Annotated in this window: 8 protein-coding genes and 1 riboswitch; of the genes, 7 read left to right on the plus strand and 1 reads right to left on the minus strand. The window is 57.8% G+C overall.

What is annotated here, in order from left to right:
* The first annotated feature begins 95 nt into the window (after window positions 1-95).
* The 4 genes from sgrR to thiQ all read left to right on the plus strand — a co-directional run bounded on the left by sgrR (window position 96) and on the right by thiQ (window position 5,213).
* The gene (gene sgrR, locus HB631_RS13360; protein ID WP_213991649.1) at window positions 96-1,757 is read left to right on the plus strand and encodes an HTH-type transcriptional regulator SgrR; all 1,662 of its coding nucleotides are present in this window, start codon (window positions 96-98) and stop codon (window positions 1,755-1,757) included.
* Window positions 1,758-1,794: 37 nt separating this feature from the next.
* Window positions 1,795-1,910: riboswitch (TPP riboswitch) on the plus strand.
* A gap of 42 nt (window positions 1,911-1,952) precedes the next feature.
* Entirely contained in the window at window positions 1,953-2,933 is a 981-nt protein-coding gene (thiB, locus tag HB631_RS13365; protein ID WP_213991650.1) for a thiamine ABC transporter substrate binding subunit, read from the plus strand.
* A complete protein-coding gene (gene thiP / locus HB631_RS13370; RefSeq protein ID WP_213991651.1) occupies window positions 2,909-4,516 on the plus strand; it encodes a thiamine/thiamine pyrophosphate ABC transporter permease ThiP in 1,608 nt (535 codons plus the stop codon). Before thiB ends, thiP begins: the two co-directional genes overlap by 25 nt.
* Entirely contained in the window at window positions 4,503-5,213 is a 711-nt protein-coding gene (gene thiQ, locus HB631_RS13375; protein ID WP_213991652.1) for a thiamine ABC transporter ATP-binding protein ThiQ, read from the plus strand. The genes thiP and thiQ overlap by 14 nt, the downstream gene beginning before the upstream one ends.
* A 464-nt stretch (window positions 5,214-5,677) precedes the next feature.
* Here thiQ and HB631_RS13380 read toward each other — a convergent pair whose 3' ends face one another.
* Window positions 5,678-6,445, minus strand: a complete 768-nt coding sequence (locus HB631_RS13380; RefSeq protein WP_213991653.1) for a DedA family protein — start codon at window positions 6,443-6,445, stop codon at window positions 5,678-5,680.
* A gap of 268 nt (window positions 6,446-6,713) precedes the next feature.
* Here HB631_RS13380 and HB631_RS13385 point away from each other — a divergent pair, with 268 nt between their 5' ends.
* The 3 genes from HB631_RS13385 (at window position 6,714) to rluA (ending at window position 12,870) form a co-directional block, all read left to right on the plus strand.
* Window positions 6,714-9,089 carry a DNA polymerase II gene (locus tag HB631_RS13385; protein ID WP_213991654.1) on the plus strand — a complete coding sequence of 792 codons (2,376 nt, stop codon included), beginning with the start codon at window positions 6,714-6,716 and terminating at the stop codon, window positions 9,087-9,089.
* Window positions 9,090-9,265: 176 nt separating this feature from the next.
* Window positions 9,266-12,172, plus strand: a complete 2,907-nt coding sequence (gene rapA / locus HB631_RS13390; RefSeq protein ID WP_213991655.1) for an RNA polymerase-associated protein RapA — start codon at window positions 9,266-9,268, stop codon at window positions 12,170-12,172.
* A gap of 44 nt (window positions 12,173-12,216) precedes the next feature.
* Window positions 12,217-12,870, plus strand: a complete 654-nt coding sequence (rluA, locus tag HB631_RS13395) for a bifunctional tRNA pseudouridine(32) synthase/23S rRNA pseudouridine(746) synthase RluA (protein ID WP_213991656.1) — start codon at window positions 12,217-12,219, stop codon at window positions 12,868-12,870.
* The last annotated feature ends 327 nt before the right edge of the window (window positions 12,871-13,197 follow it).

Below are 13,197 nucleotides of genomic sequence, written 5' to 3' on the forward strand. Positions count from 1 at the left end.
CTGTCACGCTCCCGTCGCTCCCTTTCGATAAAGCGATTATCGGCTTATTATAGCGGAAGAAAAATGGATAGCTTTCGAAGGAGAGTTCCTCTTTTATGTCTTCATCCCGGTTGCATCAGCAGTTCATCCGCCTGTGGCAAAGTTGTCAGGGGCAGACGCAAGAGACCACCCTCCAGGAATTGGCGCTGGTGCTCAGTTGCTCTCGGCGCCATGTCCGATCCCTGCTGAAAGCGATGCAGGACATGGGCTGGCTGGAGTGGCGTTCACAGGCTGGCCGCGGCAAACACTCCCATCTCACGTTTCTTTATACCGGTCTGGCATTGCAACAGCAGCGGGCAGACGATTTGCTGGAGCAGGGCAGCATCGATCAACTGGTGCAATTGGTAGGGGATAAAGACGTGGTGCGCCAGATGCTGCTGTCCCATGTAGGCCGCAGCTTCCGGCAGGGCAAGCATATTCTGCGGGTCCTTTACTATCGTTCATTGCAAAACTTGCTGCCGGGCACACCGCTCCGGCGCTCGGAAAGCCATGTCGTGCGCCAGATATTCAGCGGACTGACCCGGATAAATGAGGAAAATGGGGAACTGGAGCCGGATTTAGCCCATCATTGGCAGCGGGTCTCTGCGCTGCATTGGCGTTTTTATTTGCGCCCGGCCATTCATTTTCATCACGGGCGCGAACTGACCACCGACGACGTATGCCTGTCGCTGCTGCGCTTAAAAGAGCAGCCGCTGTTCAGCCACCTGGATGCTGTTGATTCAACCACCGCCAATACCGTCGATATCACCTTGTCCGCGCCGGACGAGTGGCTGCCCTGGCTACTGGGCAGTATATCGGCCATGATATTGCCGCAGGAATGGCCGACATTGCCTGATTTCACCCGTCATCCCATCGGAACCGGGCCGTACGCGGTGATTAACAATGGTCCGCGTCAATTAAAAATTCGGGCCTTTGACGACTATTTCGGCTACCGGGCGCTGATTGACGAGGTGAATATCTGGGTGTTGCCGGATCTTACCGCGGAGTTGACCTATTCGGGAGTGCAATTGCAAGGGGACGACAGCGGGCATGATGAGTTGGAAACCCGCCTGGGGGACGGCTGTTATTTTATCCTGTTCGATCAGCGCTCGCCGCTGATGCAAAACCCCGAGCATCGACGCTGGCTCTGCGAAAACATCGACCCGATATCCATGCTGGTTCAAGCCGGGCCGGCCTACCAGCACTATTGGTCGCCGGCCTACGGTCTCCTGCCGCGTTGGCATCATAACCAGGCGGCCGGGGCGCGCCCTAAACCGCCGGGATTGACCCATCTGCGGCTGACGGTCTACCACGCCCATTCCGAATTTGATGACTTATGCCGGGCGTTGACCGAGGTCTTGGCGCGGCTTGATATCCAGCTGACCGTCAATACCCTGCACTACGAAGCCTGGCATCAGGGCGCGGCGCAAAGCGACATCTGGCTGGGCAGCGCCAACTTTTCTCCGCCGCTGGAGTTCTCCCTGTTCGCCACCTTCTACGAAATGCCTTTACTGCATCATTGCCTGCAAACCGATTTCGCCCGCGCGGCGCAAGCCTGGCGCAGCCGGCAATTTCCGCTGGCTGAATGGTGCCGCGCGCTGGTCACCGATCACCGCCTGCACCCCCTGTTTCACCACCGGATGATCCTGCAAGGGCAACGCAGCATGCGCGGCGTGCGCATGAACGCTCTCGGCTGGTTCGATTTCAAATCCGCCTGGTTTGCGCCGCCGGAGCCCTAAACGCTGTCAAGAGGCGAACAAACCCTTTACAATGAACGTGTTCTCAACGGGGTGCGAACTTTTCCGGCTTTATGCCGGCGAATATCGCTGAGACTACACCCGTCGAACCTGATCCGGTTAATACCGGCGAAGGGATTTGAGAGTGCGCCGCGCTGCCTCAGAACACCTTTGCCACTTTTTTTTCAGGAGCGCAACGTGCTAAAAAAATGGTTACCTTCCCTAATATTGCTGGCCTCTATACCCGCGTGGGCAAAACCTGTACTGACGGTTTATACCTATGACTCATTCGCCTCCGAATGGGGCCCCGGTCCGGCGATAAAAAAGGCGTTTGAAGCCCAATGCGGCTGTGAACTGAAATTCATTGTTCAGGAAGACGGCGTCGCGCTGCTCAATCGCCTGCGTATCGAAGGGAAGAAAAGCAGCGCGGATGTGGTGGTGGGGTTGGATGACAATCTGATCCAGGCCGCCCAGGATACCCATCTGTTTAAACCCCATAACGTGGATACCGCCGGTCTTAGCCTGCCCGGTGGCTGGCATGATGCTACCTTCCTGCCTTTTGATTACGGCTATTTCGCCTTTGTTTACGATAAAAACAAGCTTAAAAATCCCCCCGGCAGCCTGCATGAGCTTATTGATGGCCCGGCTCCGCTGAAAATCATCTATGAAGATCCCCGCACCAGCACCCCGGGGCTGGGTTTATTGCTTTGGGTTCAAAAAGTCTATGGCGACGACGCGCCCCAGGCCTGGCAACGCCTGGCGAAAAAGACCGTTACCGTACCCAAGGGCTGGAGCGAGGCCTACGGTCTGTTCCTGAAAGGGGAAGCGGATATGGTGCTCAGTTACACCACGTCGCCGGCCTATCACATCGTGGAGGAGAAAAAAGATAATTACGCCGCGGCATCCTTCAGCGAAGGACATTATGTGCAGGTGGAAGTGGCCGGACAGCTGGCTGCCAGTAAAAATCCCGATCTGGCGCAACAGTTTATGCGCTTCATAGTGACACCGGCTTTCCAGCAAACCATTCCCACCGGCAACTGGATGTATCCTGTGATAAAGAGCCCGCTGCCGGCCGGTTTTGACCAGCCGCCGCAAAAAACACTGTCCTATACGCCGCAGGAAGTGGCGAAACAACGGAACAACTGGACCCAGACATGGCTGCGCGCCGTCAGCCAATAATACCCCGCTGGTTATGGCCGGGATTGCTGGCGGCGACGCTGCTGGCCGCGATTGCCCTGGCGGCCATCGGCGCCTTGTGGATCAACGCCCCGGCCACCCAGTGGCGGGATATGCTAACCGACGGTTACCTTCGACATGTATTGCGATTTACCTTCTGGCAGGCGCTGCTGTCGGCGGTATTGTCAGTGTTGCCTGCGATTTTTCTCGCCCGCGCGCTTTTTCGCCGTCGTTTCCCCGGTCGACTGCTGCTGCTGCGCTTTTGCGCCATGACGCTGGTGATGCCGGTGCTGGTGGCGGTATTCGGTATTCTGGATGTTTACGGCCGCCATGGCTGGCTGGCGCAAATGAGCACGGCGCTGCACCTGCCCTATGGCTTCTCCCCCTACGGTTTGCCGGGCATTCTGCTGGCTCATGTCTTTTTTAATCTGCCGCTGGCAACGCGCCTGTTGTTACAGGCCCTGGAAAGTATCCCGGCGGAACAGCGCCAGCTGGCGGCGCAGCTCAATATCAACGGCTGGAATTTTTTCCGGCTGCTGGAGTGGCCCTGGTTACGCCGCCAACTGCTGCCGACGGCGGCATTGATCTTTATGCTGTGCTTCGCCAGTTTCGCTACCGTGCTCTCGCTAGGCGGCGGCCCCAGAGCCACCACCATCGAACTGGCCATTTACCAGGCGCTGAGCTACGACTACGATCCCGGCCGCGCCGCGCTGCTGGCTTTGCTGCAGATGTTTTGCTGCCTGGGGCTGGTACTGTTCAGCCAACGCCTGGCGCGGGCCTTCCCGGTGGGGGACACCCGGTCGGCGGTCTGGCGCAATCCCCGCGACAGCCGCAGCGGCAGAATCCTCGACGGGATCGTTATCGCGCTGGCATTGCTCTTATTGCTGCCGCCCCTGCTGGCGGTGGCGGCCGGCGGCATTAACCGCGACCTCCCCGCGGCCTTGGCGCAGCCGGCCCTCTGGTCGGCGATGCTTACCTCGGTACGGATTGCCCTCGGCGCCGGCCTGCTGTGTGTTACCCTAACGCTGATGCTGTTATGGAGCGGCCGGGAACTACGGCTGCGCCGTTCGATTTGGGGCGCGCAGTTACTCGATCTGAGCGGCATGATGATCCTGGCGATGCCGGGCATTGTCCTGGCCACCGGCTTCTTTCTGCTCGCCAATAACAGCGTCGGACTGCCGCAATCTCCCTATGGTCTGGTGATGCTGACCAATGCCCTGATGGCCGTACCCTACGCGTTGAAAATCCTGGAAACACCGATGCTGGACGTGGCGGAACGCTACAACCGTCTGTGCCTGTCGCTGGGCATCCGGGGCGGGGCACGGTTAAGGGTGGTGGAGTGGCGGGCGCTGCGGCAACCCATCGGACGAGCGATGGCCTTCGCCAGCATTCTCTCCATCGGAGATTTCGGCGTGGTGGCACTGTTCGGCAACGAGCATTTCCGTACCCTGCCCTATTATCTCTACCAGCAAATCGGCGCCTACCGCAATCAGGACGGGGCGGTGAGCGCGCTGGTCCTGTTAATGCTGTGTTTTATCTTGTTCTCAGCCATTGAAAAACTCTCGGGGCCACATGATCCAGCTTGATAATGTTACCTATTTTTACCGCCATTTGCCGATGCGTTTCGATTTGCGGCTGGCGGGGGGTGAAAAGGTGGCGGTGCTCGGGCCGAGCGGCGCGGGGAAAAGCACCCTGCTCAATCTGATCGCCGGTTTTTTACCCTCGGACAGCGGCCGGATAGCGCTGAACGGTGAAGATCACAGCGCCACCTCCCCCGACCAGCGGCCGGTATCCATGCTGTTCCAGGAAAACAACCTGTTCGCCCATCTTACGGTGGCGGAAAACATCGGCCTCGGTCTGCATCCCGGCCTGCGGCTTAACGCTGAACAACGGGATCGGGTGCGGGAGGTGGCGGCGCAGGTAGGGCTTGTAGAATTGCTGCAGCGGCTGCCGGGCCAGCTTTCCGGCGGCCAGCGCCAGCGGGCGGCGCTGGCGCGTTGTCTGGTGCGGGACCGACCGATTCTGTTGCTGGACGAACCGTTTTCCGCGCTCGATCCGGCGCTGCGTAACGATATGCTGCAACGGGTAGAGGAGGTATGCGTTCAACGCGGCCTGACGCTGCTGATGGTGTCGCACAATCTGGATGACGCCGTGCGTATCGCGCCGCGCACCCTGCTTGTCGTGGATGGCCGCATTTATTATGACGGCCCCACCCTGCGCCTGGCCTCGGGGGAGGCGCCCGAAGCCGCCGTATTGGGTATTACGCCGCGCGCGGACGGCTGACATTCCTTGACGACGTGAGATGCACAATCGTCGGAATATCTACGCCGCGAGCGGCCAGCATTAAGAAATCTATCCCCCATGCAGCACGCTCGCGCCTCGGCAATTATTAGCATAACAGCCAGGACAAATGGCCAAAAATACCACTCTTGAGCCGCCTCACATTATGCTTTAACAATGCTTACTATCATCAAATAAATTTTTAACGAGTAAAAACGTCCTTTTCGGCATCCTTTGATGCCACCGGATCGAGCATTTCCAACTTAAATATCTATAAAAAATACTTACACCAATTGCAATAGAAATTCGATTTCTACTATGCAGCATAATGCCAACACCAGGGCTTTCTATTAATTAATCATGCAAAAATTTGATGAAAATAATATAGATTTTTACACCCGCCCAAGTGTCTATTATATCTATATCTTATACAAATTTTCAAAAAATGGATGCGGAGCAAACGGCATTCAAAAGCTCAGTACCTTGCAAAACTGAGCGGCATATATCGGCATCAGCGGATGGCGAATCAATGCCGTTACCACCGCCGCCATCACCAGCATGCATAACGGCGTCAGCCAGCGAAGCCTGCGTAGAGACAGCAGGCGGGCAACCGGTCGCGTGGATATTTTGTCAGAGCGGCGCCAGCGCCAGATAAGCCAGCCGGTAAGCCAAAAGAGCAGCGCCACCGCCAGCAGCAGGGCGCGGAATCCCCCGGTATGCCGGCCGTCGGGAATATTGATGGCCACGCCGGCCAGGATACCGGGCATAAAATAGGCCGGCGGCCAGGTCAGGCAGCCGATGATATTCGGCAGCGCAAACTTCAGCGGCGGCAGATCAAGCATGCCGGCCACCATGGGCACCAATGGCCGGGTGGGGCCGACAAAACGGCCTATCAACACCGTCAGCAGGCTGTGCTGATGCAAGGCATATTCGGTTTTGTTGAGCATGGTGCGATGTTTTTTTAAAAAAGACCATTTCTTCAGCGGTTTTTTAAAACCATGGCCGAGAAAATAGGATATCCAGTCGCCCAAAAAACAGCCCGCCACGCCGGCGGCCCAGGCGGGGTAAAAACCCAGGGCGCCGCTGCCGATCAACGCGCCCAGCGTCGCCATCATCACCGTACCCGGCAATAACAACCCCACCAGAGCCAACGACTCCAAAAATGCCACCAGCGCGACAACCATCAACGTGACAGCCAGAGATATAGTGGTTAAATGTTGTAAAAAGGCTTCCATAGCCCCCTCTTGTTAATTAAAGCTGGCGGATTGTCAGTGCTCTTGTCCATATCGTCAATCATTCATTTGTATAATTATTTGGCAATATCAGATTATAACGTCGCCGCTGGACAAATACTGTATAAATAATCATACTTATTAACGACGGTTTTACAGGTAGCTTGTAATATGCCCGGTCTGGACAGGCTGCCAGGCCTGAGGGACTTGATTACGTTTGTCGGCAGTCTGAAGGCAGGACTTTTTCTTTTTTCGAGGAAAAACAGACCCTATGTCATTACCCTCCCTGCCCCGTCAGGGATTTGTGCTTACCCGTCATTGGCGCGATACCCCCGCGGGCATCAGCGTCGACTTTTGGCTGGCCACCGACCAAGGGGCGCAAAAAGTCAGCTTGCCGCCGCAGCAGGCGGTGGCTTTTATGACCGCCGAGTTCGCCGAACAGGCCCGCCCCCTGCTGGCCGCCGTGGCGGGATGCAGCCAGCGTTCCCTTGAATTGCGTGATTTCCACCGACGGCCGGTGACGGGCGTCTATTGTCGCCATTACCGGGATATCGGTCGTCTGGAAAAAACCTTCAAGGAGGCCGGTATACCGCTATACGAAGCGGATATTCGCCCCCCCGAGCGTTATCTGATGGAGCGCTTTATCACCGCGCCGGTATGGTTCGACGGCCGGGTACAGGCAGACGGCACCATTATCGAGGCCCGATTAAAACCGGATGCGGACTATCGTCCGCGGTTAAACGTCGTCTCACTGGATATCGAAACCAACCGTTTCGGCGAACTGTACTGTATCGGGTTATACGGCTGCGGGCAGCGGCAGGTCTATATGCTGGGGGAGCCCCCGGCGGAACCCGCCCCCTGGGCCGGCGGCCATCTTGAGTATGTGCCGACCCGCGGCCAGCTCATCGACCGGCTTAACCTCTGGCTCGCCAACCACGACCCGGACGCCATCATCGGCTGGAATGTGGTGCAATTCGATCTGCGCATCCTGCAGCAGCAGGCGGAACGCTACCACCGGACGCTGAACCTCGGGCGCGGCGGTGAAATTCTGGAATGGCGCGAACACGGCATGAAGGCGGGCCACTTTTTTGCCGGCGCCGCCGGCCGGCTGATTATAGACGGCATTGAAGGGCTGAAGTCGGCTTTTTGGCAATTTACCTCTTTCAGCCTGGAAAACGTGGCGCAAACCCTGCTTGGCGAGGGTAAAGATATCTCCACCCCCTATCAGCGCATGGACGAGATAGACCGCCTGTACCGGGAAGATAAACCGGCCCTGGCGCGGTACAATCTCAAGGATTGCGAACTGGTGGTGCGGATTTTCGAGAATACCCGTTTATTGGCGTTCCTGCTGGAGCGAGCATCGGTCACCGGCCTGGCGGCGGACCGCAGCGGCGGTTCGGTGGCCGCCTTCACCTGGCTGTACCTGCCGCGCATGCACCGCGCTGGTTACGTAGCGCCCAATCTGGGAGACATCCCGCCGCAGCCCAGCCCCGGCGGCTATGTAATGGACTCCAGGCCGGGGCTATACGATTCGGTGCTGGTGTTGGATTACAAGAGCCTTTATCCCTCGATTATCCGTACCTTTCTCATCGACCCGGTGGGCCTGATAGAAGGCATGGCGCAACCGGAAAGCGACCAAACGGTGGCCGGTTTCCTCGATGCGCGCTTTTCCCGCCGCCGCCACTGCCTGCCGGGCATCGTCCGCGAACTGTGGCTGGGCAGGGAGAGCGCTAAGCGGGATCACAACCAGCCCCTTTCCCAAGCAATGAAGATCATCATGAACGCCTTTTACGGCGTATTGGGCGCGCCGGGATGCCGTTTTTTTGACGCCCGCCTGGCGTCAAGCATCACAATGCGCGGTCACGCCATCATGCACCAGACGCGAAAGTTGATCGAAGAGCAAGGCTACCCGGTCATCTATGGCGATACCGATTCTACCTTTGTCTGGTTGAAACAGGCCCATGATCAAGCCGCCGCCGATGACATCGGCCGCCGCCTGGCGGAGGTCATCAATCAGTGGTGGCAAACCCATTTACAGGAGACCATGGCACTTGAAAGCGCGCTGGAAATCGAATATGAAACCCATTTCAGCCGATTTTTGATGCCCACTATCCGCGGCGCCGAGCTGGGCAGCAAAAAACGCTACGCCGGGCTGGCGCAAACCGGAGAAGGCGATCACATGGTGTTCAAGGGGTTGGAAACCGTTCGCAGCGACTGGACGCCGCTGGCCCAGCAGTTTCAGCAGCAGCTTTACGAACGTATATTCCGCCGCCAGCCTTATAAGGAATTCGTGCGGGATTTTGTCCGCCAGACCCTCAACGGTTCATTGGATCACCTTTTGGTGTATCGTAAACGCCTGCGCAGAAAATTAAGCGATTACCAGCGCAATGTACCGCCGCAAGCCCGTGCGGCCAGGATCGCCGACGAATATAATCGACAGCAGGGACGTCAGCAGCAGTACCAAAACGGCGGATGGATAAGCTATATCATCACCGCCCAAGGGCCTGAGCCCCTGGAGATACGTCACACCACGCCGGACTACAACCACTATCTGACAAAGCAGTTACAACCGGTGGCGGACGCTATACTGCCTTTTATGCAGGATGATTTTGCTACGCTTGTATCGGGTCAAATGGGTCTGTTTTAAACGCATGCAGAGATTGGTAGGTGACGAAGCGGCATTCATCTATTAACATAGCGCTTTTTCAGACCTCAACGCTTACCCTTACCGAGTTTTACGCCGTGACATCAGGCCCGCGCCAGCCACGGCCAGCCGCGCTATTGCCGGTACTTTTGCCTAACATAACACCGAGCCGAGAATTTATGCCTTTCAAATCAGGTCAACGCTGGATCAGCGATACGGAAAGTGAACTGGGATTGGGAACCGTGGTTGCGGTGGATACCCGCATGGTCACCCTGCTGTTTTCCGCTATCGGTGAAAACCGTCTTTATGCCCGGGCCGACGCCCCCGTCACCCGGGTGATCTTTAATCCCGGCGACACCGTCACCAGCCATGAAGGCTGGCAACTGCTGATAGAATCTGTGGAGGAAGACGACGGCCTGTTAACCTATATCGGCACCCGGTTGGACAACGGCCAGGCCGATACCGCGATGCGTGAAGTGATGCTGGACAGTAAACTGACCTTCAGCAAACCGCAGGACCGCTTGTTTGCCGGGCAAATCGATCGAATGGACCGGTTCGCCCTGCGCTATCGGGCACGAAAATTTCACAGCGAACAATTTCGCCAGGCCTGGAACGGTTTACGGGGAATTCGCGCCAACCTGATCCCCCACCAATTGCATATCGCCTCGGAAGTCGGACAGCGTTATGCGCCGCGGGTATTGCTGGCGGATGAAGTAGGTTTGGGCAAAACCATCGAAGCCGGCATGATAATCCATCAGCAGCTGCTCACCGGCCGCGCCGACCGTGTGCTGATCATCGTGCCGGAGTCGTTATTGCACCAATGGCTGGTGGAAATGCTGCGCCGCTTCAACCTGCTATTTTCCCTGTTTGACGAAGAGCGCTATGCCGAAGCGATGCAAGACAGCGACAATCCCTTTGAAACCGAACAGCTGGTGCTGTGCTCGCTGGATTTTGTGCGCCGCAACCATGAACGGCTGGAGAAAATGGCCGACGCCGACTGGGATCTGATGGTGGTGGACGAAGCCCATCATCTGGCCTGGAGCGAAAATGCGCCCAGCCGGGAATACCAGGTGATCGAGCAACTGGCCCGCAGCATTCCCGGCATCCTGCTGCTCACCGCGACGCCGGAACAGCTGGGGCTGCACAGCCATTTTGCCCGCCTGCGGCTGCTGGACCCGGATCGTTTCCACGATTATGCGGAATTCGTGGCGGAACAGCAGCGTTACCGCCCGGTGGCGGATGCGGTCACCCTGTTGCTCAACGGCAAGGACTTAACTGACGAGGCAAAAAACCGGCTGGGGGACATGCTGAGCGAGCAAGACATCGAACCGCTGCTGGCGGTGGCCAACGGCGGCGACCTGCGGGCCGGCAACGCACGCCGCGAGCTGACGTCCATGCTGATGGATCGCCACGGCACCAGCCGGGTGCTGTTCCGCAATACCCGCCAGGGGGTTAAAGGCTTTCCCCGCCGGCTGTTGCATCAAATCAAACTTCCGCTGCCCGCCCAATACCAGACCGCCATCAAAGTGGCCGGCATCATGGGGGGTAAGCAGGCGCCGGATGAGCGGGCGCGCAATATGCTTTATCCCGAACATATTTATCAGCAGTTCGAAGGGCAAAACGCCACCTGGTGGAATTTCGATCCCCGCGTTGAATGGCTGCTGGAATTCCTGCTGCAAAACCGCCAGGAAAAAGTACTGGTGATCTGCGCCCACGCCGATACCGCTCTGCAATTGGAACAGGTGCTGCGGGAGCGCGAAGGTATCCGCGCCGCGGTATTCCATGAAGGGCTGTCATTGCTGGAGCGGGACCGTGCCGCCGCGTATTTTGCCTCCGAAGATGACGGTGCCCAGGTATTGCTTTGCTCGGAAATCGGCTCGGAGGGGCGCAATTTCCAATTTGCCCATCAAATGGTGATGTTTGATTTGCCATTTAATCCGGATCTGCTGGAACAGCGCATCGGCCGGTTGGATCGCATCGGCCAGAATCATGATATCGAGATTTTTGTACCCTATCTGGAGCAGACCGCCCAGGCGGTATTAATCCGCTGGTATCACGAAGGACTGGATGCGTTTGAACATACCTGCCCCACCGGCCGCACGCAGTACGATCAAGCCTACGCCACGCTTATCGGCTATCTGGGCGAGCCGGCGCAGCAGGAGGGCTTGAACGGATTTATCCTTGAATGCCGCAAACAGCACGATCGCTTAAAGCTGCAGTTGGAACAGGGACGGGACCGTTTGCTGGAACAACACAGCAACGGCGGCGAACAGGCCCAGGCGCTGGCACAGGCCATTGCCGCGCAGGACAGCGATCCCCAACTGGTGAATTTCGCCCTCAACCTGTTTGATATCGTCGGTATCAATCAGGAAGACCGCAGCGACAGCCTGATTGTCCTTACCCCCTCGGATCACATGCTGGTACCGGAGTTCCCGGGCCTGCCGGAAGAAGGCTGTACCATTACCTTCAACCGCGAGCAGGCGCTGGCCCGTGAAGAAACCCAGTTTATCAGTTGGGAACATCCCATCATCCGTAACGGTCTGGATTTAGTGTTGTCCGGCGACAGCGGTACCAGCGCGGTGTCGCTGCTGAAAAACAAAGCGCTGCCGGCGGGAACCCTGCTGGTGGAGTTGATCTATGTGGTTGAAGCATCGGCTCCGAGAAAATTGCAGTTAAGCCGTTTTTTACCGGCGACCCCCATCCGGTTGCTGCTGGATCAAAACGGCAACGATCTCGCATCGCAGGTGGAGTTCGAGCATTTTAACCGCCAACTCAACGCGATAAAACGCCATACCGCCGGGAAACTGGTCAGTACCGTACAGCCGGAAATACACAAGCTGTTGCAAAAAGCAGAACTGCTGGTGGCCGAACAGGCCCGCGGGTTAATCGACGACGCCAGGCAGCAGGCGGATGAGCGCCTGAGCGCGGAACTGAGCCGTCTGGAAGCATTGAAAGCGGTGAACCCGGCAATCCGCGAGGACGAGCTGGAGACGCTGGCGTATAATCGCGAGCATGCACTGGCCCAACTGGATCAGGCCAACTGGCGGCTGGACGCCATACGCCTGATTGTGGTCACCCATCAATAAACGTTGTGTGGTCTGGCGGCGCCGCCAGACCACACCGGAGCCCCATGGAACCCTATAATCCCCCGCAAGAACCCTGGCTGCATATCCTGTATCAGGATGCGCATATCATGGTGGTGAATAAACCCAGCGGTTTATTGTCGGTCCCCGGCCGTGAGCTGGAGCATCGGGACAGCGTGCTCACCCGCATTCAAGAAGCATTTCCGCTGGCGCAAAGTGTTCACCGGCTGGATATGGCCACCAGCGGCGTGATTGCCGTTGCGTTGACCAAAACGGCGGAACGGGAACTGAAACGCCAGTTCCGTGAACGGGAACCCCAGAAAACCTACATTGCCAGGGTATGGGGACATCCGGCCTTGGAACAGGGGCTGGTGGATTTGCCGCTGATCTGCGACTGGCCGAACCGGCCCAAACAAAAGGTGTGTTTTGACACCGGCAAGGCGGCGCAAACGCAATACCGGGTATTGTCCTACGATGACGACGGAACGGCGCGGGTTTTGCTGATGCCGATCACCGGCCGTTCCCATCAACTGCGGGTGCATATGCTGGCGCTGGGGCATCCGATTCTCGGCGACGGCTTCTACGCGCCGCCGGAGGTTAAAGCCCTCGCCCACCGGCTGCTGCTGCATGCGCAGGAATTATCCATCACCCATCCGGCCTTTCACTCCCCCCTTCACTTTCGCTGCGAAGCGGATTTCTAACCGAGCGCCACATGGCACGCGAGGCCCGTTATCTTCAAGGCCTGAACCGAGCGTGTTAAAGGGAGAGAGCGCCACATGGCACGCTAGGCCCGTTATCTTCAAGGCCTGAACCGAGCGTGTTAAAGGGAGAGCGCGCCAATGTGGTCGAATCGGGCGTGGTTTTTCCGCCCGACCGAGCGCCACATGGCACGCTAGGCCCGTTATCTTCAAGGCCTGAACCGGGCGTGTTAAAGGGAGAGCGCGCCAATGTGGTCGAATCGGGCGTGGTTTTTCCGCCCGACCGAGCGCCACATGGCACGCTAGGCCCGTTATCTTCAAGGCCTGAAC

The sequence above is a fragment of the Sodalis sp. dw_96 genome (assembly GCF_018449575.1).
Classification (GTDB): domain Bacteria; phylum Pseudomonadota; class Gammaproteobacteria; order Enterobacterales; family Enterobacteriaceae; genus Acerihabitans.

Excerpts from the sequence above, each read along its gene's own strand:
- sgrR (WP_213991649.1), top strand. The coding sequence starts at position 96 with ATGTCTTCATCCCGGTTGCATCAGCAGTTCATCCGCCTGTGGCAAAGT.
- thiP (WP_213991651.1), top strand. The coding sequence starts at position 2,909 with ATGGCTGCGCGCCGTCAGCCAATAATACCCCGCTGGTTATGGCCGGGA.
- thiQ (WP_213991652.1), top strand. The coding sequence starts at position 4,503 with ATGATCCAGCTTGATAATGTTACCTATTTTTACCGCCATTTGCCGATG.
- HB631_RS13380 (WP_213991653.1), bottom strand. The coding sequence starts at position 6,445 with ATGGAAGCCTTTTTACAACATTTAACCACTATATCTCTGGCTGTCACG.
- HB631_RS13385 (WP_213991654.1), top strand. The coding sequence starts at position 6,714 with ATGTCATTACCCTCCCTGCCCCGTCAGGGATTTGTGCTTACCCGTCAT.
- rapA (WP_213991655.1), top strand. The coding sequence starts at position 9,266 with ATGCCTTTCAAATCAGGTCAACGCTGGATCAGCGATACGGAAAGTGAA.
- rluA (WP_213991656.1), top strand. The coding sequence starts at position 12,217 with ATGGAACCCTATAATCCCCCGCAAGAACCCTGGCTGCATATCCTGTAT.